Source organism: Streptomyces sp. NPDC020884 (assembly GCF_044333935.1).
Lineage (GTDB): Bacteria > Actinomycetota > Actinomycetes > Streptomycetales > Streptomycetaceae > Streptomyces.
Window position 1 is genome coordinate 821,243 of the sequence record NZ_JBIRRY010000002.1, and the last position, 22,865, is coordinate 844,107.

Consider the following 22,865-nt stretch of genomic DNA (forward strand, 5'->3'; position numbering starts at 1 on the left):
CGTGACCGTCAGCCCCGCCGGCGCCCTCAACCGGCCCGACGGGGCGTCACCTCACCTCATCTCACCGGCAGGTGGTAGGCGATCCGATACCGGTCCGCGGGCACCACCACGTCGGCCGTCTCCACGGCCCGGCCCGAGGCGTAGTACGTCCGCCCGATGACGATGACCACATGGCCGGGCACACCGCCGAGCGCCAGGAGCTCCTCCGCCAGCCCCGGGCGCGCGCCGACCTCCTCGGCGACGTTGTCCACGACGACGTCGATGGCGGCCATCCGGTCGACCACCCCGCAGCCGCCCAACGGACCCTCCTCCGGAAGCATCACGGGCGTCCGGCCGGTGACGGCGAGCGGCTCCCAGGAGGTGGAGAGCATGATCGGCTCGCCCGCCTCCCGGAAGACGTAGTGCGTGCGCATCACACGGTCGCCCGGCTCGATGCCCAGCCGCTCGGCGATCTCGGGGCTCGCCCCCTCCTGCTCACTGCGGGACTCCCAGGTCCCGCGCGCCCCCTCGGCCGTCTGCTCCTGCCGGAACGGACTGGACCCCTTGTCCGGCCGGTAGCCGGAGCGGGCGATCATGCGGGGCACCGGGCGCTCGCGCACATACGTGCCGGAGCCGGAGCGCCCCTCGACCAGCCCCTCCGCCATCAGGACCTTGCGCGCCTCCAGGGCGACGGTGTCCGAGACCCCGTACTCCTCCCGGATGCGGGCCTGCGACGGCAGGCGGGTATGGGGCGGCAGCGCGCCGTTGACGATCTTCTCCCTGAGATCGCTCGCCACGCGCAGATAGGCGGGCTGCTCACCGAAAGTCACAGGCCACTCCCAACAGGTTGACAGTCTGCGACAGCCTGACAACCGTGGGTTGTGCACCGCAAGCATGGGCCAGAGTTTCACTCAATGTGATGATCTTGTGACGGTCCCTGCATATCCCGAACGCGGGCACCAGAGCAGTCCCGGACGTTCTGCGCCCACCCCCGCCCCGAACCATGCCCACCGGCGCGGCCGCGAAGTCCGACAACTCCCTGACTCTTGACCATTTTTGGTCCAGACCAATACCTTCCTGTGCACAGCACGGCTCCCGACTTTCCTTCCGCTCTCCTTCCGCTTTCCCTCCGCACCGGATCACGCACAGGAACGAGCCTCATGCGTCGAAGAAACCTGTCCCGAACGACCATCGCCGGCGTCGCCCTGGCCCTGCTGGCCGGTGTCGCGCCGGCGGCCACGGCCGACTCCGGCCACGACCGGAGCAACGGCGGCGACCGCGGCAAGGGCCACCACCGCCCCGCGTACAAGAGCATCGGCTACTTCACCCAATGGGGCGTCTACGGACGCGACTTCCAGGTCAAGGACCTGGACACCAGCGGGACCGCGGCCAAGCTGACCCACATCAACTACGCCTTCGGCAACGTCAGCGCCGAGGGCAGGTGCTTCACCGGGAACATCCCCGGCCAGGCCGACGCCTGGGCGGACTACGCCCGTCCGCTCGACGCGGCGGGATCGGTGGACGGCGTCGCCGACACCGACACCCAGCCGCTCGCGGGCAACTTCAACCAGCTGCGCGAGCTGAAGGCCAAGCACCCCGGCCTCAAGGTCATGATCTCGCTGGGCGGCTGGAGCTGGTCCACCCACTTCTCCGACGCGGTCCGCACCCCGGCCTCCCGCAAGGCGCTGGTCGCCTCCTGCGTCGACCTGTACATCAAGGGCAACCTCCCGGTGGACGGGGCGCGGGGCGGCGACGGCGCGGCGGCCGGCCTCTTCGACGGCATCGACGTCGACTGGGAGTGGCCCGGCTCCGAGGGGAACGCGGGCACCGTCTTCCGCCCGGAGGACAAGAAGAACTTCACCGCGCTGATCCACGAGTTCCGCACCCAGTTGGACGCCCACGCCAAGAGCGAGGCGAAGGCGAAGGTCAAGGCCGCCCAGAACAGGGACCACGGCCACGGCCACGGAAAGCCCAAGCCCAAGCACTACGACCTGTCGGCCTACGTACCGACGGATCCGGCCAAGATCGACGCGGGCTTCGACGTCAAGCGCCTCATGAAGGACTTCGACTTCGTCAACCTTCAGGGGTACGACTTCCACGTCTCCGGTGAGAAGAAGACGGCCCAGCAGTCGGCCCTGTACGCCAAGAACGACTACAGCGTCGACCAGACCGTGCGCGACTGGGTCCGCCGCGGTGCGCCCCGGCACAAGCTCGTGATGGGCATGCCGACCTACGGCCAGGGCTGGACGGGCGTGAGCGGCGGCGGCACGGGCATGGGGCAGCCGGCCACGGGCCCGGCTCCGGCCACCTGGGCGGCGGGCTACGAGGACTACAAGGTCCTCAAGCAGCTGGCCGCGTCGGGGACGTACAAGATCCACCGTGACGCGAAGAACGGCCACGCCTGGCTGTTCGACGGCACCACGCTCTGGACCTACGACGACCCCCAGGTGCTGCGCTCCAAGGCCTCGTACATCCGGGACAAGGGCCTCGGCGGGGCGATGTTCTGGTCGCTGGACGGGGACACGGAGGACGGCGAGCTGATCACCGCGGTGGACCGCGGACTCAACCGCCGCTGAACCGGGAAGGGCCGGGGCGGTCGCGTGACGCGACCACCCCGGCCCGACTTCGGCGATGCGGCGGTTCAGCCGTTCAGTGCCTGAGCGGGCTCAGAAAGCGGGCTCAGAACTGGAGCGCCCAGCTGTTGATCCGCCCGGTGTCGGCGCGCGCGTTGTCGCTGACCCGGAGCTTCCAGGCGCCGTTGGCGACGACGGAGGAGGCGTTGACGGTGTACGTGGTGACCACGTTGTCGCTGCTGCCGCCGGAGCCGTACGCCTTCAGGTTGAAGACCGTGCCGTTCGGTGCGACCAGGTCGATCTTCAGGTCACCGATGTAGGTGTGCGAGATGTTGACCGGAACGCTCAGCGTGGCGGGGGCGTTGCCGGTGATCCCGGTGACGGTGACCGGCGCCTCGACGGTGGCGTTGTCGTTGATCGGGTACCCGGTGGTGTTCTCGAACTTCTTGCCGGGCTCCGGCGGGTTGGTGTCGCCCGCGCCCACGTTCAGGAGGCGGTTGGGCGAGCCGCTGCCCGGGTTGGTGACGACCCCGGTGGTGGCGGCCGCGACGAGACCGGCCGAGACCTGCGCGGGGGTCGAGCCCGGGTTGTCGGCGAGGTAGAGGGCGGCCGCACCGGCGACGTGCGGGCTGGCCATCGACGTACCCGAGATGGTGTTCGTGGCGCTGTCGCTGGTGTTCCACGTCGAGGTGATCGAGGAACCGGGCGCGAAGATGTCCACGATCGTGCCGTAGTTGGAGAAGCTGGAACGGGCGTCGGTGTTGGTCGTCGAGCCCACGGTGATGGCCTCGGCGACGCGCGCCGGGGACTTCGTGGAGGCGTCGGTCGACTCGTTGCCCGCCGCGACGGCGTAGGTGACGCCGGAGGCGATGGACCGCTGCACGGCGGCGTCGAGCACCGCGTCCGCGCCGCCGCCGAGGCTCATGTTGGCGACGGCGGGCTTGACGGCGTTGGCCGTCACCCAGTCGATGCCCGCGACGACCTGCGCGGTGGTGCCCGAGCCGCTGTTGTTCAGCACCCGGACGCCGACGATCTTCGCCTTCTTGGCGACGCCGTGGGCCGTGCCGCCGACGGTGCCCGCGACGTGGGTGCCGTGGCCGTGGCCGTCCTGGGCGACGTTGTCGTTGTCGATGGCGTCGTAGCCGTTGAAGGCCCGGCCGCCGAAGTCGCTGTGGCTGATCCGTACACCGGTGTCGATGACGTAGGCGGTGACGCCCTCGCCGGCCTTGTCCGGGTAGGTGTAGCGCTGGTCCAGCGGAAGGTTCTTCTGGTCGATCCGGTCCAGACCCCAGGAGGGCGGGTTGGTCTGGGTGGCGGAGACCGTGAAGGTGCGGTTCTGCGAGACGGAGGCGACGGCCGGGTCGGCGGCGAACTTCTTCGCTTCCGCGGCGGAGGCGTCCACCGCGTAGCCGTTGAGGGCCGAGCGGTAGGTGCGTTCGATGCTCGCGCCGTACTTCTTCGCAAGGGCCTTGCCCTGGGAGGAGTCGGACTTCGGGGCCGAGTCCTTCAGGGTCACGATGTAGCTGTTGCTGATGACGCCCGGAGCGCCCGCGTTCTCGATCACGCCTTCGGGTGCCTGCTCGGCCGCGGTCGCCGGGAAGGCGGCGGTGGCGAGCGCGACGGCGGCTGCGGTGGCTATGACGGTCGCCGTGGCGAGTCTTCGCCGTGCATGGGGGGTGTGACGCATCACTGACATGTGAGGGGTCCTCCTCATAGGCGGTGCTCTGGTGGGGGGTGGTGCCGGAGCCGGACGACGACTCCCGACAGGGGCATGACAAATCATTCGGCCGGCGCCCCGTTTTCTGCGCCGCCGGTGACCGGCAAGCCGTGCTGCCAGCGAAAGATTGACCGATCCATGGCCAACTCACAAGAGTGCGTTGGCCTGCGCCATACGCGCGCCATTCACCTGCCATATGCCTGACATGCTGGCGGACATGACGACCTATCACTGCCCGGTGGACGGGACCAGGTCCCCGACCACCGCCCTGACCTGGTGCTGCCCGGCTTGCGGGGGTCCCTGGGATCTCGACTTCGCTCCCGCGCGGGGCGTCGGGCCGAACGCGCTTTCCGGGCGGGCCAATTCATTGTGGCGTTACGAGGAATTCCTGCCGCTCGCCGCCCCCGCGATCTCCCTGGGCGAGGGCCGCACCCCGCTCGTCCCGCTCACGGACACCGTCTCGGCCAAGCTCGACTACCTCATGCCGACGCTGTCCTTCAAGGACCGCGGCGCGGTGATGCTCGTGGAGCTGGCCCGACGGCTGGGCCCGGACCGGGTGGTGGCGGACAGCACCGGGAACGCGGGCACGTCGGTCGCCGCGTACTGCGCGCGGGCCGGGCTCGCGTGCACGGTGTACGTCCCCGAGGGCACCTCGCCGAAGAAGACCGAGCAGATCCGGGCCCACGGCGCGCACCTGGTGACCGTCCCCGGCGGCCGGGAGGCGACCGCGCTGGCCGCCCGCGCGGCGGCGGACGGACCGGGGGTCTTCTACGCCTCCCACGTCTTCAACCCGTACTTCCTGCACGGGACGAAGACCTACGTGTACGAGCTCTGGGAGGACCTCGGCGGCCGGCTGCCGGACGCGCTGGCCGTCCCGGTCGGCAACGGCACCCTGCTGCTGGGCGCGGCGCTGGCCACCGCCGAACTGCACGCGCTCGGCCTGATCGGGACCCGCCCCCGCCTGATCGCCGTCCAGGCCGAGGCGGTCTCACCGCTGGCCACCGCCGAACTGCACGCGCTCGGCCTGATCGGGACCCGCCCCCGCCTGATCGCCGTCCAGGCCGAGGCGGTCTCACCGCTGGCCGCCGCCTTCCACGCGGACGCCGACGACCTGCCGCCGGCCGACCCCGCCGCCGTGGCCTCCCCCACCCTCGCGGAGGGCATCGCGATCCCCCGCCCGCCACGCGCCCGGCAGATCCTGGCAGCGGTACGGGCCTCGGGCGGCACGTTCCTGACGGTGCCGGAGGACCGCATCCGAGAGGCCCAGCGGGACCTGGCGGCACGCGGCTTCTTCGTCGAGACGACAGGCGTGGCCTGCTGGGCGGCGGTACGGGAAGGAGGCGGCGACGCCGTGCCGGGCAGTGTGGTGGTGCCGCTGTGCGGGGCGGGCCTGAAGACGGGCATGGCCGGGTGAGAGAACCACGCTCCTCGGCCGCCCCGGGGACGGCGGGGGCGGGGAGCGGGGCGGCGGGGGCGGGGGCGGGCACCACGGCGCAGGCCCCCCGGACGCGGGATCTGCTCCATCCGGCGGTCAGGCGGACGCCCGGTGCGGGGGCCGTGCGCGGCGTGACGGCCGACCCCGCGGCCGCGTCCCTACCTTCGTACCGTGAGCCTCTCGCGTATCTCCGTCCTCGCGCCCCTGGTCGCGGCCGCCCTGATCGCACCGCTGCCGCCCCCCGCCGGCGCGGCCGGATCCCCCACGGGCCCGGCCCACCCGTCCGGCTCGCCCGCCCCGACCCCGCCCCCGGCCGTGCCCGCCTGCGGCCGGACGGACGGTCAGGGCGCCCCCGGGACCGCCTGGTCGCCGACGTCCACCCGCTTCGGGGAGGCCGCGGGCTACGACCCGTACACCGGTAACGGCTACCTCGGCCACCGGGTCCCCGCCACCGGGACCGGCTACGCGGCCACCGGCGAGAAGACCGGCTGGCCGCTCTACACCCCCCGCTACGACGGCGCGTTCGTCTCCGGGCTCTACGCCCGGGACAAGGCCGTATCCGAGGGCCGCGAGGTGATCGCCGCACTGCCGAGCTGGACGAACATCGACGTGGGCGTGGGCAAGGAGACCCTCGGCCCGGACACCCCGGCGGGCCGGATCTCGCACTACCGGCAGACGGTCTTCCTCTCCTGCGGTCTCGTGCGCACCTCCCTGCGGTGGACGACGGCGGACGGCCGGGCCACCGACCTCGTGTACGACGTGCTGGCCGACCGCTCCGACGTCCACACCGGAGCCGTACGCCTGCGGATGACCCCGCGCTGGAGCGGCGTCGCGAGCGTCACCGGCCGGCTCGACGACCGGGGCGCGCGCCGGATCACGCTCCGCGAGGACGGCACGTTCCGCACGCTCGGCACCGGGGTCGAGGGGGCGCTCGCGCAGACGATGCGGCGCGGCGCGGGCGTGGTCGAGACGCTCCGCCCCGGTGCCTCCCCGCACGCGACCCCGGTCCGCGCGGGCCGGACGTACACCTTCGAGAAGTACGTGGGCGTCGACACGGCCCTCACCTCCCGGGCCCCGGCCGAGGACGCCCGCGAGGCCGCGCACCGGGCGGCGCGGCGCGGCTGGGACCGGGTCTTCGCGGCGAACGAGGCGGCCTGGCGCGAGGCCTGGTCCGCCGATGTGCTGGTCCCCGGGAGCCCCGAGCTCCAGAGCCGGCTGCGCTCCGCCCAGTACGGGCTGCTGGCGAGCACCCGGCGCGGTTCCTCCGACAGCATCGCCCCGGCCGGCCTGACCAGCGACAACTACGCGGGGATGGTGTTCTGGGACGCCGAGACATGGATGTTCCCGGGGCTCCTCGCCACCCGCCCGGAGCTGGCGCGTTCGGTCGTCGAATACCGCTACCGCACCCGGGGCGCGGCCCGCGCGAACGCCGAGAAGCTGGGCTACCGGGGCCTGTTCTACCCCTGGACGAGCGCGAGCCGGGGGCGGCTCGACTCCGAGTGCCAGAGCTGGGACCCGCCGCACTGCCTGACGCAGAACCACCTCCAGGGCGATATCTCGCTCGCCGTCTGGCAGTACTACCTGGCAACCGGCGACCGCGACTGGCTGGCGGCGAGGGGCTGGCCGCTGCTCCGGGGCATCGCCGACTTCTGGCAGTCGCGCGCCACGAAGAACGCGGACGGCAGCTATTCCGTCACCGATGTGGCGGGCCCCGACGAGTACAGCAACGGCGTCGACGACGGGGTCTTCACCAACGCGGTGGCCGCCACCGCACTCCGCAACGCGACCCGCGCGGCTCAGCTTCTCGGCCGGCGTCCGTCCGCCGCCTGGAACCAGGTGGCGGACGGGCTGCGCATCCCGTACGACGCGGAGAAGAAGGTCTTCCTCCAGTACGCGGGCTACAACGGCTCCACGATCAAGCAGGCGGACACGGTCCTGCTGACGTACCCGCTGGAGTGGCCGATGGAGCCGGGCGCGGCGGCGGCCACCCTGGACTACTACGCGGCGCGCACCGACCCGGACGGCCCGGCGATGACGGACTCGGTGCACGCGATCGACGCGGCGGCGATCGGCGAGCCGGGCTGTTCGGCGTACACGTATCTCCAGCGGGCGGTACGGCCCTTCACCCGGGGCCCGTACGACCTGTTCTCCGAGGCGCGCGGCGAGAAGTCGGGCGCGCAAGACCCCCTGTCCGGCTTCCCGGCCGAGGACTTCCTGACCGGGAAGGGCGGCTTCCTCCAGGTGTTCACGCACGGCCTGACCGGCCTGCGCCTGCGCGAGGACGGCGTGCGCCTGGACCCGATGCTGCCGCCCCAGCTCCACGAGGGCGTCACGCTGAAGGGCCTGCGCCACCGGGACGCGACGTACGAGGTCGGGATCGGCCCCCGGACGACCACGGTCCGCCTGACCTCGGGCGCCCCGTTCACGGTCCACACCCCCGCGGGCCCCCGCCGTCTGACCTCCACGCTGGACCTGCCCACCCGCCGCCCCGACCTGACCCCGACGTCCGACGCCGCGCGCTGCCGCCCGGTGACGGCGACCTCGGAGCGCGCGGGGCTGTACGCGGAGGCGGCGGTGGACGGCAGCCCGGCGACGTCGTGGTCCCCGGACGGCGCCGAGGGCTCCCTGACGGTGGACCTCGGCCCCCGTCCGCTCCGGATCACCTCCGCGACCCCGGCGTGGAGCGACCCCGCCCCCGCCTCGCACACCGTGGAGACCTCCCTCGACGGCCGCTTCTGGCGCCCCTACCTGGCGGGCGACACGGCCCGCAAGGTCCGTGTGACGGTCCGCTCGGAGAACCCGGAGAAGCCGGCGGGGATCGCGGAACTGCGCGTGGAAAGCGGAAGGTGAGGAACCTCCGGGTGACGTGACGGGCCGCTCACCCCGTCGCGGGCCGGACCGTCTTCCGGCCCGCGGGGGCCGCGCCCGGGGGAAGGATGTGCCTTACCCGACCGGGGGCCTGACCTCAAGGATCGTCGCCGTGCCGCCGGGGACAGCGGTCTCGTACAGCGTGATCCGGTCGCCCGGGACGAGGTGCGTCCACCGTGCCGGGTCCAGCGGCAGGAGGCGCACCGGGGCCCGAGCACCGACCTCGAGTTCCCGCGCGAACTCGACCCACACCCGGGCGATGTCCAGCCCAGGCGCACCGCCGTCCCCGCGCTCACCGGTGTCCCACATCGGTCGCAGCACCCCGCCACCGGGAATCGGGGTGCGCCGGAGCCCCTCGCCGGCGGGACGGAGGGTGAGATCGGCCCGGATGACACCGGACCGCGTCTCCGTCTCCCGCCACCAGCACCACTCCCGGCTCCGTTCGAACCCCAGCTCCCCGGCCGCCCGTGCCAGGTCCTCCCAGAAGCCCACCGGCGCGGTCCACGCGTCGCCCAGGTCCTGGAGCAGGTCGAGCGCCACTTCCCACTCGTCGTGGGCAAGGTAGTCCCAGACATCCAAGACGGTGACGTCGTTGTCGGTGGCGACGCTTTCCGGCACCAGCATCGAGGCGGCTTCCAGTATCCCGACGACGTCCATGCGCCGATTATGGATCAGCGGCGCCGGGAGCGGTTCTGCTCCCAGCGCCCGCCCTTCTCGGCACCGCCGGATCGCTGATGCCGGAAGCGGCTCCGCCCCCAGCACCCACCCCTCCCGGCACCGACGGATCGCTGATGCCGGGAGCGGCTCGGCCCCCAACGCCCGCCCCTCCCGGCAGCGACGGATCCGTGGTGCCGGGAGCGGCTCGGCTCAGTCGCCGGCCGCCTGTCCCCGGCCCGGCAGCGGGGCCTCGCCTGCCGCCTCGGCCTCGGCCTTCGCGTCGCTCACCGCGGCGGCGGCCTCCTTCGCGGCCTTGTCGGCGGCCGCGACGGCGTCCAGCGCAAGCGTGGAGTTCGCCTCGATCGCCGGCGCGCCGACGTCGTCCTTGTCCGAAGCGTCGGCGGCGGTCGCGTCCTCGCGCTGCGCACCCGGCGGCGGCCCGGTGCCCGACGGCTGGTCGCCGAACGCCGTGGTGACCGTGCGGATCGCCTCGGTCAGCTCGCCCGGGATCACCCAGAAGGTGTTGTTGTCGCTCTGCGCCAGATGCGGGAGCGTCTCCAGATACTTGTAGGCCAGGACCTTCGCGTCGGCGTTGTTGCGGTGCACGGCCTGGAAGACCAGCTCCACCGCCTTCGACTCGCCGTCCGCCCGCAGGATCATGGCCTGCTGGGTGCCCTGTGCCTCCAGGATGTCCTTCTGCTTCGTGCCTTCCGCCGTGAGGATCTTGGCCTGCCGCTCACCTTCGGCGTGCAGGATCGCCGCGCGCTTGTCGCGCTCGGCCCGCATCTGCTTCTCCATCGCCTCTTTGATGGTGTTCGGGGGATCGATGGCCTTGATCTCGACGCGGTTGACCCGGATGCCCCACTTGCCGGTCGCCTCGTCGAGGACGGCACGGAGCCGGGCGTTGATCTCCTCACGCGAGGTGAGGGTCCCTTCCAGGTCCATGCTGCCGATGACGTTCCGCAGGGTGGTCACCGTGAGCTGGTCGATGGCCTGCAGATAGTCGGCGACCTCGTAGGCGGCGGCCCTCGGATCGGTGATCTGGTAGTAGAGCACGGTGTCGATGTTCACCACGAGGTTGTCCGCGGTGATCACCGGCTTGGGGTCGGATGAATACACCTGCTCGCGCACGTCGAGTTTGGTGTTGACGCGGTCCGCCACCGGCACAACGAAGTTCAGACCTGGCTGGAGCGTCCGGCGGTACCGGCCGAACCGCTCGATGTTGTAGCGGCGCGCCTGCGGAACGATCCGCACCGTGGCGGCCACGAGAAAGACCACGACGATCGCCGCCACGAGAATCGGAATGACCACCGGATCCATGCTTCCTCCTTAGCTGCGGCGCTGCTTCGCTACGTGTTCAGCCGTCCAGCCATCCAGCTGTCCAGCCGTCCGGCTCTTCATGGAAGGAGCTCGCGGGGATAGACGACAGCGGTGGCGCCCTCGATCTCCATGACGTCCACCAGCGCTCCCACCGGGATCACATGGCTCTCGTCGAGAGCGCGGGCGGACCACTCCTCGCCGGAGAGCTTGATCAGCCCGTGGGTCGCGGTGACCTCCTGCATGACCTCGGCCCGCTTGCCGATCAGCGCATCACTGCCCTCGTACGTGAGGGGCGACTGGGCCATGTGCCGCAGCGCGACGGGACGGACGAGGGCGAGACCCGCCGCCGATGCCAGTCCGAGCGCCACGAGCTGGCCGAGGATGCCGATGCCCACACCGGCGACCACGGCGGCGACCAGGGCCGCGCCGGCCAGCAATCCGAAGACCAGCGTCAGGGTGAAGAACTCGGCGGTGCCGAGCGCGGCGGCGGCCAGCAGCCAAGCGAACCACGGCATCGAATCAGCCTCCCCAAGGGGACTTATTCACCTACCTACCCCCTCAGACCTCGGACGGAACCGTTTGGCCTGCCAGATCTCCGATCGGGACGCGTGGACAGCGGCGGGGCCCGCGGAGGGCGAGTCGGACCGTAGGCCGGGGCCACGGGGATGGGCGTACGAAATCTCCTTGCCCAATGGTCAAGAAACGTTGACCATTGGGCGCATGCCTGCTGAAGATCTTCCCGAGACCTTTCACGTCACCACCAACGAGCAACTACGCGCCGTTTCCAGCCTCACCCGTCACCGGATCATGGCCGTGCTCCGCTTCGAGCCCGCGACGATCACGCAGGTCGCCCAGCGGGTGGGCCTGGCGAAGGGGAGTTCCAGCTATCACCTCCGGCTGCTGGAGCGGGCCGGCCTGGTGAAGGTGGTACGGACGCGGAAGGTCCGCGGGGTCACCGAGCGGTACTACGCGATGGCCGCGCGGGCGATCGTGCTGCCGGATCCGGGCGAGGGTGGCCCGGATGTGCTGATGCGGCACGCGGTGGCCGACCTGGAGGCCGCACCGGCGGCCGGTGAGCGGCACGTACGGATGGCGCATCTGCGGCTCACCGAGGAGCGGTTCGCGGAGCTGGGGGCGCGGCTGGAGGCACTGGCGGACGAGTACCGGCAGCTGTCCGATCCCTCGCTGCCGGACGCGTCACTCGTGTTCGCCCTGTTCCACCCGGCATCGCCCGAGCAGTCCGAGCAGCCCGAGCAGTCCGAGGGGGACGCCAAGTGACAGCAGCCAGAGGGAAGTTGCCGACCGGGTTCGGACGGCTGTGGACCGCGCAGACGGTGTCCTCGCTCGGGGACGGGGTGACGCATGCCGCGCTGCCGCTGCTCGCGTTGGCGTTGACCCGGGACCCGATGGCGCTCGCCGTCGTCACGGCCGCCGGGACGCTGCCGTGGCTGCTCTTCGGGGTGCTCGGCGGTGCGCTGGTGGACCGCTGGGACCGCCGGCGCACGATGTGGGCCGCGGACGCGGCACGGGCGGCGCTGCTCGCGATACCGGCCGCGGCCGTCGCACTCGACGTGCTGAGCATCCCCCTGCTCGCGGCCGTCGCCTTCCTGCTCGGCCTAGGCGGACTCTTCTTCGACACGGCCGCCACGGCCTACCTGCCGGACCTGCTCGGCCGCGACCCCGTGCTCCTGGAGCGCGCCAACTCCCGCCTGCGCGGCGCCCAGACCGCCGCGTCCGGCTTCGCCGGGCCCCCCTTGGGCAGCGCTCTGCTCGCGCTCGGGCGGGCGGTCCCCCTGCTCGCCGACGCGGTGTCGTTCGCGCTCTCCGCATTCCTCGTACGGTCGCTGCCCGCCACACCCCGGCCCGCACCCCAGGCCCGCACGTCACTGCTGCGACAGGCACGGGCCGGTGCCTCGTACGTATTCGGGGATCAGCTGCTGCTCGGACTCGCGCTGCGCCCGGCAGTAGGGAACATCGCCTTCCTCGCCGTGGAGACCGTCCTCGCCCTTTTCGCGCACGATCATCTGGGCATCGACACCTTCGGCTTCGGCCTGCTCCTCACGGCGGAGGCCACCGGCGGCCTGCTCGGCGCGGGCATCGCCTCCTCCCTCGGCCGACGACTCGGCACCGGCACCGCCCTGACCTGCACGGCCGCGGTCGAGGGGCTAGCCATCCTGGGCCTCGCCGCCGCCCCGAACCCGTACGTCGCGGGCCTCGCGCTCGCCGTCTGCGGGGCGGGCATGGGCGCCACGATGGTGCTCGCCCCCTCGCTGCGACAGGCGATCGTCCCGGCCCACCTGATGGGCCGGGTCGCCTCCACCTCCCGCATGCTCGCCATGTGCGCCGCCCCGTTCGGCGCCCTCCTCGGCGGCTGGCTGGCCACCGCGTACGACGTGCGCACCCCGCTCTACGCGGCAGCCGGCCTCCTCCTCACCATGACCGCGATCACCGCGACCATGACCAGCAACCGCCGGGTCGAGGCGGCACTGCGGGGCGTGTCCTCGACAGACCGTCCGGGCCACCCGGAATCCGACGACCCCGTGCAGGAGGGTGCATCCGCGACGCCGGCGAGGCACGGGAGCCAGGCCAAAGGGTCCGACCATGAAGAGTCGAACCCTATTTGACCTGCACGTTTACCGATCAGCGAACGGGCGTCAGACCACCCGCTACACGTTCAAGCGGAACATTCGATACGGCGCTCTCACCTGCCGGAACGCTGGTTCGGAAGTCCCATCCAGCTCGCATCCAGCACGGTGAAAGCCATCCAGCACAGGCCGGGGTCCGCCCGAAGCCGGTAGCCATTGTGTACACATGAGACATCCGGTACCTTTGAGCGTATGACGCAGATGCCCATAGAGTCCATCCGCGACGTCCGCGCGCACTTGGCCGAGGTCGTCGAGCGCGCCGATCGCGACGACACGCCCACAGTCATCACGCGACGAGGCAAAGAAGTCGCCGCCGTCGTGTCGATAGAGGTGCTCCGCAAGTACCAGGAATGGGAAGAGCGCGAGATCAACCGCCTCATCGACGAGCGCATGGCGACCCGGTCGGCTGGCATCCCGATCGAGGACGTCATGAAGGAGACGCTGGCGCGAAGTGAGTGAGTACCGCACCGTCTTCCACCCGGAAGCCCGAGCCGAACTCCGCAAAGTTCCGCGCGACACCGCGCTCCGCATCCTGACCAAGCTGACGGAACTGGAAATCGACCCGTTCGGCTTCAACACCACCCCGCTCGTTTCCCAGCCCGAGCGCCGCCGCCTCAGAGTCGGCGACTACCGCGTCATCTACAGCGTCGACAACGGCGAACTGATCGTATGGGTCATCCGTGTTGGACACCGCTCCACGATCTACGACACCTGAATCGCCCTGCCGGAGAATCAGAACCCATCCAGCACGGGAAATGAAGGGGTCCGCCTCCGAGGAGGTGGACCCCTTCCAGTCTGCACGCTTGACGAATTGCCTCACGCACGGCAATGACAGGACTACACGTTGAAGCGGAACTCCACCACGTCCCCGTCCTGCATGACGTAGTCCTTGCCCTCCATGCGGGCCTTGCCCTTGGCGCGGGCCTCGGCGACCGAGCCGGTCTCCACCAGGTCGCCGAAGGAGATGATCTCCGCCTTGATGAAGCCCTTCTGGAAGTCGGTGTGGATCACACCGGCCGCCTCCGGGGCCGTCGCGCCCTTCTTGATGGTCCACGCGCGGGCCTCCTTCGGGCCGGCCGTGAGGTAGGTCTGGAGGCCCAGGGTCTCGAAGCCGACGCGGCCGAGGGTGGCGAGGCCGGGCTCTTCCTGGCCCATGGACTGGAGCAGTTCGAGGGCCTCGTCGTCGTCCAGCTCGATCAGCTCGGACTCGATCTTGGCGTTCAGGAAGATCGCCTCGGCGGGGGCGACCAGGGCGCGCTGCTCGTTCTTGAAGTCCTCGTCGACCAGCTCGTCCTCGTCGACGTTGAAGACGTACAGGAAGGGCTTGACGGTGAGCAGGTGCAGCTCGTGGAGCAGCCGGCCCTTCTCCGTGCTCGCCGTGATGCCCGCAGCGAACAGCGTCTGGCCCGACTCCAGGATCTTCTGGGCCTCCTCGACCGCGGCGAGGACCGCGACCTTCTCCTTCTGGAGGCGGGACTCCTTCGTCAGGCGCGGGACGGCCTTCTCGACGGACTGGAGGTCGGCGAGGATCAGCTCCGTGTTGATCGTCTCGATGTCGTCCTTCGGCGAGACCTTGCCGTCGACGTGGACGACGTTCTCGTCCTTGAAGGCCCGGATGACCTGGCAGATCGCGTCGGACTCGCGGATGTTCGCGAGGAACTTGTTGCCCAGGCCCTCGCCCTCCGAGGCGCCCCGGACGATGCCGGCGATGTCGACGAAGTCCACCGTCGCCGGAAGGAGCCGCTGGGAGCTGAAGATCTCCGCGAGCTTGTTCAGACGCGGGTCCGGGACGCCGACCACGCCGACGTTCGGCTCGATCGTGGCGAACGGGTAGTTGGCCGCCAGCACGTCGTTCTTGGTCAGGGCGTTGAACAGGGTCGACTTGCCGACATTCGGCAGACCGACGATTCCGATCGTGAGCGACACTTTGGCGACTTCCTGGAGTGAGGAGGGGGTCAGGGGCGTCCGGGTCCGGATCGGCTGTTCGGGCCGGTCCCGGAGTGGACCGATTCTCCAGTTTACGGGCCTGCCCCGCGGGCCCGGACAGTGCGGTTTACCGGCCTGCCCCGCCGGTCCGAACAGTGCGGTTTACCCGCATGTCCCGCCGGTCCGGACCATGCGGTCCACGGGCCTGCCCCGCCGGTCCGAACAGTGCGGCTTTCGGCCGTGTGACATCGAACGCAACCCCAAGGTCGGCCAAAGCGCGTGTCCAACGCCTGATTCCCCGCCCCTCGCGACCTACGTTGTGCAGGTGGAGCAGCACAGGACACGTCCCCCGCAGCGCAGGCAGCCCCCGCAGGCCGCGCCCGCCCCGCCCGCGCCGGGCAGTCCCCCCGGTGAGAGTTCCGCCGTGTACCGGGTGCGCGTGCGCAGCGTGCCGCCCGTGGTCCTCGCGCTGCGGCGGTTCCCCAACCCCCGGCTCACCGGGATCGGGGCAGGGCTGTTCGCCGCCCTCACCATGTTCGTACTGGCCTGTGTCGACCGGCTGCTGTTCGGCAGCTCGGAGATCGTCTACGGGCTGCTCTTCCTGCCCGTCAGCGCTCTGACCGCGCTCTGGGTGCGTCCCGCGGACCTGGTCACCGCGCCGATCAGTGTGCCCATCGCCTTCGCCGTCGGGGTGTTCCCGATCTCCGGGGGGTCCGAAGGGGTCGGCGGGCAGATCATGGGGCTGGTCACCGCCCTCGCCGTGCACGCCGGCTGGCTGTACGGCGGAACGCTGGTGGCGGGCCTCATCGCCTCCGTACGCAAGGTGCGCCAGATGCGGGCCCGGCGACGGTACGTGCTGGCCCAGGGGCGTGGCGCCGCCCCGGAGCGGGCTCCCCGGCCCGCCGTCACCGCGAAGCCCGTACGGGCGGGGGCGGGCAGGCCCGCCGGGGCGGGCGCGGCGGCCCGCCGTCCGCAGCGGCCCTGAGGGCGCCTGGACCCTTCAGCCCCTGCCGGGCCCCGTGCCCGCCGCCGCCATCGCCGCTCCCACGATTCCCGCGTTGTTCTGAAGCTGCGCCGGGACCATTTCGGCCCGGACCTTCTCGATCAGCGGCAGGAACTTCTCCGCCTTGCGGCTCACCCCGCCGCCGATGATGAACAGCTCCGGCGAGAACAGCATCTCCACGTGCAGCAGGTACTTCTGGACCCGGTGCGCCCAGTGCTGCCAGCTGAGGTCCTCGTCCTCCTTGGCCTTCGTGGAGGCGTGCTTCTCCGCGTCGTGGCCGTGCAGCTCCAGGTGGCCCAGCTCGGTGTTGGGGACGAGCAGGCCGTCCGTGAAGACCGCGCTGCCGATACCCGTGCCGAAGGTCAGCATGATGACCGTGCCCGTACGGCCCTTGCCCGCACCGAAGGTCATCTCGGCGACCCCGGCGGCGTCCGCGTCGTTCAGGATGGTGACGGGCTGACCGATCCGTTCGCCCAGCAGGGTGCGGGCGTCCGTGTCGATCCACCCCTTGTCGACATTGGCCGCGGTGCGGGTGATCCCGTCCGTGACGACCCCGGGGTACGTGATGCCGATGGGGCCCGACCAGTCGAAATGACCGACGACCTCGGCCACGCAGTCGGCCACGCCCTTGGGCGTGGCCGGGTGCGGTGTCAGCACTTTGTGGCGCTCCTGCGCCAGGTCTCCGCGGTCCAGGTCCACGGGAGCACCCTTGATCCCGGAACCGCCGATGTCCACGCCGAAGATCTCCATGGAACCCACGGTACGGGCAGGCAGGGCCCCTTGCGCGGCTACTCGGCGGAAAGGGCGGCGGCCTCGGCGCGCAGGTCGCGGCGGAGCTCCTTGGGGAGGGAGAAGGTGATCGACTCGTCGGCCGTCTTCACCGTCTCCACGTCCGCGTAACCGCGCTCCCCGAGCCATTCCAGGACTCCGTCGACCAGGACGTCGGGAACAGAGGCCCCGGAGGTCAGACCGACCGTGGTCACTCCCTCCAGCCATGCCTCGTCGATCTCGCTCGCGAAGTCGACCAGGTGGGCCGCGGCGGCTCCGGCGTCCAGGGCGACCTCGACCATGCGGATGGAGTTCGAGGAGTTCTTGGAACCGACCACGATGACCAGTTCGGCGTCCTCCGCGAGCTTCTTCACCGCGATCTGGCGGTTCTGCGTGGCGTAACAGATGTCGTCGCTGGGCGGCGAGAGGAGGTTCGGGAACTTCGACTTGAGGGCGTCGACCGTTTCCATGGTCTCGTCGACGGACAGGGTGGTCTGGGAGAGCCAGACGACCTTCGACTCGTCGCGGACCTCGACGTTCGCGACGTCTTCGGGGCCGTCGACCAGGGTGATGTGGTCGGGGGCCTCGCCGGAGGTGCCGATGACCTCCTCGTGACCCTCATGGCCGATCAGGAGGATGTCGTAGTCCTCCTTGGCGAACCGGACGGCTTCCTTGTGGACCTTGGTGACCAGCGGACAGGTCGCGTCGATGGTGGCGAGCTTCCGCTCGGCCGCCTCCGCGTGGACGGTGGGCGCGACTCCGTGCGCGGAGAACATCACGATGGAGCCCTCGGGCACCTCCGCGGTGACGTCCACGAAGATCGCGCCCTTCTTCTCCAGGGTCTGCACGACGTACTTGTTGTGCACGATCTCGTGGCGGACGTAGATCGGGGCCCCGTACTGCTCCAGGGCCTTCTCGACGGCGATCACGGCGCGGTCCACGCCCGCGCAGTAGCCACGGGGCGCGGCGAGCAGGACACGGCGGGCAGGCGTTGCAGTCATGCGTCCCATCGTAAGGCCGTGCCGAACAGGCGCGAGGACGACCGGGTCGGGAGACTGGTCACGGTGCGCGTGTGAGAAATGACGGACGGCGATGGAGGGGCGATGACCTCGGTTTCGGGGAGCAGTACGGAAGAGGGCAAGCTACGGCGGACGCTGGGATTCCGGGACCTGGTCGTCTACGGGCTGCTCTTCATCGCCCCGATGGCGCCCGTCGGGGTGTTCGGCACCCTGGACGCGAAGTCCGACGGCGCGGTCGCGCTCGTCTATGTGGTCGCCACGGTCGTGATGGCCTTCACCGCCTTCAGTTACGCCCAGATGGTGCGGGTCGCCCCCTTCGCCGGCTCGGTCTTCACCTACGCCCGCAAGGGGCTCGGGGAGGGGCCGGGGTTCATCGCCGGGTGGATGGCGATGCTCGACTACCTGCTGATCCCGGCCGTCGCCTACCTCTTCTCCGGGATCGCGATGAACGCGCTCGTCCCGGAGGTCTCGCGGTGGGTGTGGACCGCGATCGCGGTGCTCGTGACCACCCTGCTCAACCTGTGGGGGGTACGGGCGGCCGCCAGGGTCGGCTTCGCGGTGCTGGTCATGGAGATCGTGGTGCTGCTGGTCTTCGTGGTCTCGGCCGTGGTCGTCCTCGTACGGGACGGGGCGCAGCGCGGCTGGCTGACGCCGCTGACCGGGGACACCGGGTTCTCCATGGCGGCGGTGCTGGGGGCCGTGTCGATCGCCGTGCTGTCGTATCTGGGCTTCGACGCCATCGCCTCGTTCGCCGAGGAGGTGACGGGCGGCTCGCAGAAGGTGGCGCGGGCGGTGCTGTTCTGCCTGGTGCTGGCCGGTGTCCTCTTCATCGCCCAGTCCTATCTGGCGGCGCTGCTGGAGCCGATGAGCTCGGCGGAGCTGGCGGCGGACCCGGCGGCCCAGGGGTCGGCGTTCTACGACGCGGTGGACGCCTCGGTCGGCACCTGGCTGCACGATCTGGTGGCGGTCAGCAAGGCCATCGGCGCCGCGTTCGCCGCGCTGGCGGGGCAGGCGGCCGCCGGGCGGCTCGTCTTCGCGATGGCCCGGGAGCGGCGTCTGCCTTCCTTCCTCGCGCGGGTCGACACGAAGTCGGGGGTGCCGCGGGTGGCGATCCTGGGCGCGGCGATCGTGACCCTGGTTGCCGCCGTGTGGGCGGCCCGGCGCGACGACGGCCTGGACCATCTGGTCTCCGTGGTGGACATCGGCGCGCTGACGGCGTTCATCCTGCTCCACGCGTCGGTGGTCGGCTGGTTCGCCGTACGCCGGATGGCGGGGCCGCCGGTGTGGTGGCGGCATGTGCTCGTCCCGGTGGTCGGTGCGGGGGTGCTGGTCGCGGTCATCGTGGAGGCGACGACGACCTCGCAGGTGGTGGGCCTCTGCTGGCTCGGGGTGGGGCTCGTGGTGCTGGCGGTGCAGGGGACGGGCCGCCAGGGCGGTCTGGAGGGCCGGGGCAGAGGTCCGGAGGACCGGGGTGGCGGTCGGGAGGGCCGGGGCGGCGTGGAGGGGTGAGTCCCTCCGGTTCCCTGTCGTCCTCCGGTTCCCCGTCACCCTCCGGTTCCCCAGCGGCCTCGGGCTTCCCGTCGCCCTCGGGCTTCCCGCCATCGCCCGCGGGGGCCAGGGCCGGTCCCTCCGCGCGGAGCGGGTGTCCTGTCGGTGGCTGCCGATACGCTCGGCCGTATGGCTCTCAACACGTCCGCGGAAGCGCCGCTGCCCGTCGGTGAGGTGTCCCAGCTCATCGGGGGGTGGATCGACCGGCTCGGCGCCATCTGGGTGGAGGGGCAGATCACCCAGCTGTCGCGGCGGCCGGGGGCCGGGGTCGTCTTCCTGACCCTGCGCGATCCGTCCCACGACATCTCGGTGAGCGTCACCTGTTTCCGGCAGGTCTTCGACCGCATCGCCGATGTGGTGACGGAGGGCGCGCGAGTCGTCGTGCTGGCCAAGCCCGAGTGGTACGCGCCCCGGGGGCAGCTGTCGCTGCGGGCGACGGACATACGACCGGTCGGGATCGGCGAACTGCTCGTACGGCTGGAGCAGCTGAAGAAATCCCTGGCCGCCGAGGGGCTCTTCGCCCTGGACCGCAAGCGGTCCCTGCCCTTCCTCCCTCAGCTGATCGGCCTCGTCTGCGGGCGCGCCTCCGCCGCCGAGCGCGATGTCCTGGAGAACGCCCGCCGGCGCTGGCCCGCCGTGCGCTTCGAGGTCCGCAACACCGCCGTGCAGGGGGTGAACGCGGTCGCCCAGGTGGTGCAGGCGGTCGAGGAGCTGGACGCGCTGGCGGAGGTCGACGTGATCGTGGTGGCCCGGGGCGGCGGCAGCGTCGAGGATCTGCTGCCGTTCTCCGACGAGCAGCTGATCCGGACCGTGGCCGCCTGCCGTACGCCGGTGGTCTCCGCGATCGGCCACGAGCCCGACTCGCCGCTGCTGGACCTGGTCGCCGATCTGCGGGCCTCCACGCCCACGGACGCGGCCAAGAAGGTCGTCCCGGACGTGGGCGAGGAGCTGGAGCGGGTCCAGCAGTTGCGGGACCGGGCGCTGCGGACCGTACGGGGGCTGCTGGACCGCGAGGAGCGGGGGCTCGCGCACGCGCTGGGCCGGCCGGCGATGGAGCGGCCCCAGCGGCTGGTGGACGAGCGCGAGGCCGAGGTGGACGCGCTGCTCGGGCGCAGCCGCCGGGTGCTGGGCCATCTGCTGGACCGGGCCGATTCGGAGCTCTCGCACACCCTCGCCCGGGTCGTCTCGCTGTCACCGGCCGCGACGCTGGAGCGGGGGTACGCGGTGCTCCAGCGGCCCGACGGGCATGTGGTGCGCTCCCCCGACGAGGCCGGGGCGCCCGGGGAGCCGCTGCGGGCGCGGGTGGCGGAGGGCGAGTTCGCGGTGCGGGTGGACGGGTGAGACCGGGGAGCCTGGCGGGCGGGCCGGCCGGCCCGAAGCGGTGGGTGGGCGACGCCCCCCATGTCGTAGCAGCTCAGAATTAGGGTGGATCGCATGACGGACGACGAGGGTACGGCGGCGGCTGCCGCGACGGGCACGCTCGGGTACGAGCAGGCGCGCGACGAGCTAATCGAGGTCGTGCGCCGGCTGGAGGCGGGCGGCACGACGCTGGAGGAGTCACTGGCCCTGTGGGAGCGGGGCGAGGAGCTGGCGAAGGTGTGCCGGCGCTGGCTGGAGGGCGCCCGCGCCCGGCTGGACGCGGCGCTGGCCCAGCCCGGGAACGACCAGGACTGAAGCCCCTCCGCGAGCCCGCGTCAAGCGGTCGGCCCGGGGCGTGGGAGAGGGCCGGCAGGCAGGGAAAGGGCCGGCGCGTGGGGCGGTCGGGCCAGGCTGGCGGGTAGCGGGTCGGCCCGAGACCCAGGAGAAGCCCGCAAAGCAGGGAGAGGACCGGCGGGTAGCTGTCGGCCCGGCGGCTAGCGGTCGGCCCGGGACCCAAGAGAGGCCCGGCAGGCGGGGAGGACCGGCGGGTCGGGGTCCCGCCAGGCGTGCCGGCCGTCGTGCAGAGGCCCGGGAAGCCACCGCAAGGCGGCCGCACTGTGGAATGGATCACTCACTCCCCGTTTTAGTTGAAAGTTAACGTATCTTTCGCTTACCTTCGGGATATCGCCCCACCGTGTCCGTCCGGAAGGTTTGCACCAGATGCCCCTTGTTCTCGACCCCGCCGCCCAGGACCTCCTCTTCCGCGAGGCCCGCACCGCCAACACCTTCACCGACGAGCCGGTGACCGACGAGCAGGTCCAGGCGATCTACGACCTGGTCAAGTTCGGTCCGACCGCGTTCAACCAGTCGCCGCTGCGGGTCGTCCTGGTCCGCTCCGCCGAGGGTCGCGAGCGCCTGGTGCAGCACATGGCCGAGGGGAACCGCCCCAAGACCGCCACGGCCCCGCTCGTCGCGATCCTGGTCGCCGACAACGAGTTCCACGAGGAGCTCCCGGCGCTGCTCCCGCACTTCCCGCAGGCCAAGGACGTCTTCTTCTCGGAGCGCCCGGCCCGTGAGTCGGCCGCCGGCCTCAACGCCGCACTGCAGGCCGCCTACTTCATCATCGGCGTCCGCGCCGCCGGCCTGGCCGCCGGCCCGATGACCGGCTACGACGCCGCGGGCATCCAGAAGGAGTTCCTGGACGGCGACCACACCCCGCTGATGGTCGTCAACATCGGCAAGCCGGGCGAGGACGCCTGGTTCCCGCGCAACCCGCGCCTCTCCTTCGACGAGGTCGTCACGACCGTCTGAGCCGAGCCGCACGGCTCCCGCTCCGCACGGGAAGGGCCCCGGAACACCTGGTGTTCCGGGGCCCTTCCCGTATGCGGGTGCACCGCGGGGCGCGCGTCAGGAAGCGGGCGCCGGCGGCGTCGTCTTCAGCGCGGCGGCCATCGCCACCAGGCTCTCCTTGGGCGCCGACCCGGTCACCACCGTGGTGTGGCCCTTCCCGGGCAGGACGAGGGCGTTGTACTTCGCGCCCTCCCAGTACTGCCACTTCCGGCCCGCCACCGTCTCGGTGCGCCCGGTGTCCTTCGCCTTCTGGCTGACCTCGGGGACGTACGTGCGCGCGGCGGCGGTGGACTGCTCGACCGCGACGTACTTGCGGTCCGGGTCGAGGAAGCCCAGGTGCCAGGCGTCGCCCGCGGCGCCGTCGTACGTGACGGACGTCGCCTTCCACTTCTCCGGCAGACCCTCCGGCGCGGCCACCGGGTAGGGGGCGGCGGTGCGCACCGTCGCCAGCTCCACGGTGAAGTCGACGGCCTTGATCGGGTCGGCGTGCTCGTTCTTCGGGATGAAGAGGTAGATGACGCCCGCGCAGGCGGCGATCACCAAGGTCGACAGGAACATGTCCCGGACTGTCTGCTTGCCTCGCTTGCTTGCCACGGGATCCATGGTGGCACGCGGCCCCACACGCCCGGCCGCAGGGTGCCCGTCACGCCCGCGCCGCACGAGGCGCTCATGCGTGACCCACTCTGCTCATTTTATCG

At 71.3% G+C, this 22,865-nt stretch carries 21 protein-coding genes; 12 read left to right on the top strand and 9 right to left on the bottom strand.

Annotated features, from left to right (window positions below):
* Positions 1 to 56: 56 nt before the first annotated feature.
* Positions 57 to 809 (bottom strand): GntR family transcriptional regulator, encoded by a 753-nt coding sequence (locus ACH4UK_RS10375; RefSeq protein WP_398355596.1) that lies wholly within the window; start codon positions 807 to 809, stop codon positions 57 to 59.
* A gap of 330 nt (positions 810 to 1,139) precedes the next feature.
* Between ACH4UK_RS10375 and ACH4UK_RS10380 the strand changes: the two genes are divergently transcribed.
* A complete protein-coding gene (locus ACH4UK_RS10380; protein WP_398355597.1) occupies positions 1,140 to 2,555 on the top strand; it encodes a glycoside hydrolase family 18 protein in 1,416 nt (471 codons plus the stop codon).
* 103 nt (positions 2,556 to 2,658) lie between these two features.
* On the opposite strand, the gene ACH4UK_RS10385 is transcribed toward ACH4UK_RS10380, so the two are convergent.
* The gene (locus ACH4UK_RS10385) at positions 2,659 to 4,248 is read right to left on the bottom strand and encodes a S8 family peptidase (RefSeq protein ID WP_398355598.1); all 1,590 of its coding nucleotides are present in this window, start codon (positions 4,246 to 4,248) and stop codon (positions 2,659 to 2,661) included.
* Positions 4,249 to 4,465: 217 nt separating this feature from the next.
* Between ACH4UK_RS10385 and ACH4UK_RS10390 the strand changes: the two genes are divergently transcribed.
* Both ACH4UK_RS10390 and ACH4UK_RS10395 read left to right on the top strand, forming a co-directional pair.
* A complete protein-coding gene (locus tag ACH4UK_RS10390; protein WP_398355599.1) occupies positions 4,466 to 5,683 on the top strand; it encodes a threonine synthase in 1,218 nt (405 codons plus the stop codon).
* Positions 5,684 to 5,875: 192 nt separating this feature from the next.
* Positions 5,876 to 8,554: a discoidin domain-containing protein gene (locus ACH4UK_RS10395; RefSeq protein WP_398355600.1), complete on the top strand. Its 2,679-nt coding sequence runs from the start codon at positions 5,876 to 5,878 to the stop codon at positions 8,552 to 8,554.
* Between the two features lie 93 nt (positions 8,555 to 8,647).
* On the opposite strand, the gene ACH4UK_RS10400 is transcribed toward ACH4UK_RS10395, so the two are convergent.
* From ACH4UK_RS10400 to ACH4UK_RS10410, 3 genes are all read right to left on the bottom strand, one after another.
* Complete coding sequence (locus ACH4UK_RS10400) at positions 8,648 to 9,229, bottom strand: hypothetical protein (RefSeq protein WP_398355601.1); 582 nt, start codon at positions 9,227 to 9,229, stop codon at positions 8,648 to 8,650.
* Positions 9,230 to 9,439: 210 nt separating this feature from the next.
* On the bottom strand, positions 9,440 to 10,549 hold the full coding sequence (locus ACH4UK_RS10405; protein WP_398355602.1) for an SPFH domain-containing protein: 1,110 nt from the start codon (positions 10,547 to 10,549) through the stop codon (positions 9,440 to 9,442).
* A gap of 77 nt (positions 10,550 to 10,626) precedes the next feature.
* On the bottom strand, positions 10,627 to 11,064 hold the full coding sequence (locus ACH4UK_RS10410) for an NfeD family protein (protein WP_398355603.1): 438 nt from the start codon (positions 11,062 to 11,064) through the stop codon (positions 10,627 to 10,629).
* Between the two features lie 205 nt (positions 11,065 to 11,269).
* On the opposite strand from ACH4UK_RS10410, the gene ACH4UK_RS10415 reads away from it, so the two are divergent.
* From ACH4UK_RS10415 to ACH4UK_RS10430, 4 genes are all read left to right on the top strand, one after another.
* A complete protein-coding gene (locus ACH4UK_RS10415; protein ID WP_398355604.1) occupies positions 11,270 to 11,827 on the top strand; it encodes an ArsR/SmtB family transcription factor in 558 nt (185 codons plus the stop codon).
* Between the two features lie 17 nt (positions 11,828 to 11,844).
* Positions 11,845 to 13,173 carry an MFS transporter gene (locus ACH4UK_RS10420; RefSeq protein WP_398355723.1) on the top strand — a complete coding sequence of 443 codons (1,329 nt, stop codon included), beginning with the start codon at positions 11,845 to 11,847 and terminating at the stop codon, positions 13,171 to 13,173.
* A 213-nt stretch (positions 13,174 to 13,386) separates the two neighbouring features.
* The gene (locus ACH4UK_RS10425) at positions 13,387 to 13,653 is read left to right on the top strand and encodes a type II toxin-antitoxin system Phd/YefM family antitoxin (protein ID WP_266923385.1); all 267 of its coding nucleotides are present in this window, start codon (positions 13,387 to 13,389) and stop codon (positions 13,651 to 13,653) included.
* On the top strand, positions 13,646 to 13,909 hold the full coding sequence (locus ACH4UK_RS10430; RefSeq protein ID WP_398355605.1) for a type II toxin-antitoxin system RelE/ParE family toxin: 264 nt from the start codon (positions 13,646 to 13,648) through the stop codon (positions 13,907 to 13,909). The genes ACH4UK_RS10425 and ACH4UK_RS10430 overlap by 8 nt, the downstream gene beginning before the upstream one ends.
* A 122-nt stretch (positions 13,910 to 14,031) precedes the next feature.
* Here ACH4UK_RS10430 and ychF read toward each other — a convergent pair whose 3' ends face one another.
* A complete protein-coding gene (gene ychF, locus ACH4UK_RS10435) occupies positions 14,032 to 15,120 on the bottom strand; it encodes a redox-regulated ATPase YchF (protein WP_398355606.1) in 1,089 nt (362 codons plus the stop codon).
* 424 nt (positions 15,121 to 15,544) lie between these two features.
* Between ychF and ACH4UK_RS10440 the strand changes: the two genes are divergently transcribed.
* Positions 15,545 to 16,105: a DUF6542 domain-containing protein gene (locus tag ACH4UK_RS10440; protein ID WP_398355724.1), complete on the top strand. Its 561-nt coding sequence runs from the start codon at positions 15,545 to 15,547 to the stop codon at positions 16,103 to 16,105.
* A gap of 15 nt (positions 16,106 to 16,120) precedes the next feature.
* On the opposite strand, the gene ppgK is transcribed toward ACH4UK_RS10440, so the two are convergent.
* A complete protein-coding gene (ppgK, locus tag ACH4UK_RS10445; protein WP_398355607.1) occupies positions 16,121 to 16,873 on the bottom strand; it encodes a polyphosphate--glucose phosphotransferase in 753 nt (250 codons plus the stop codon).
* A 38-nt stretch (positions 16,874 to 16,911) separates the two neighbouring features.
* Complete coding sequence (locus ACH4UK_RS10450) at positions 16,912 to 17,901, bottom strand: 4-hydroxy-3-methylbut-2-enyl diphosphate reductase (RefSeq protein WP_398355608.1); 990 nt, start codon at positions 17,899 to 17,901, stop codon at positions 16,912 to 16,914.
* A 69-nt stretch (positions 17,902 to 17,970) separates the two neighbouring features.
* On the opposite strand from ACH4UK_RS10450, the gene ACH4UK_RS10455 reads away from it, so the two are divergent.
* From ACH4UK_RS10455 to ACH4UK_RS10470, 4 genes are all read left to right on the top strand, one after another.
* Positions 17,971 to 19,419 (top strand): APC family permease, encoded by a 1,449-nt coding sequence (locus ACH4UK_RS10455; protein WP_398355609.1) that lies wholly within the window; start codon positions 17,971 to 17,973, stop codon positions 19,417 to 19,419.
* A 168-nt stretch (positions 19,420 to 19,587) separates the two neighbouring features.
* Entirely contained in the window at positions 19,588 to 20,799 is a 1,212-nt protein-coding gene (gene xseA / locus ACH4UK_RS10460) for an exodeoxyribonuclease VII large subunit (RefSeq protein WP_398355610.1), read from the top strand.
* A 93-nt stretch (positions 20,800 to 20,892) separates the two neighbouring features.
* Positions 20,893 to 21,132 carry an exodeoxyribonuclease VII small subunit gene (locus ACH4UK_RS10465; RefSeq protein WP_398355611.1) on the top strand — a complete coding sequence of 80 codons (240 nt, stop codon included), beginning with the start codon at positions 20,893 to 20,895 and terminating at the stop codon, positions 21,130 to 21,132.
* A gap of 405 nt (positions 21,133 to 21,537) precedes the next feature.
* Positions 21,538 to 22,128, top strand: coding sequence for a malonic semialdehyde reductase (locus ACH4UK_RS10470; RefSeq protein ID WP_398355612.1), 591 nt, complete (start codon positions 21,538 to 21,540; stop codon positions 22,126 to 22,128).
* 96 nt (positions 22,129 to 22,224) lie between these two features.
* Here ACH4UK_RS10470 and ACH4UK_RS10475 read toward each other — a convergent pair whose 3' ends face one another.
* Positions 22,225 to 22,770 carry a DUF4245 domain-containing protein gene (locus ACH4UK_RS10475; RefSeq protein WP_398355613.1) on the bottom strand — a complete coding sequence of 182 codons (546 nt, stop codon included), beginning with the start codon at positions 22,768 to 22,770 and terminating at the stop codon, positions 22,225 to 22,227.
* Positions 22,771 to 22,865 lie beyond the last annotated feature (95 nt).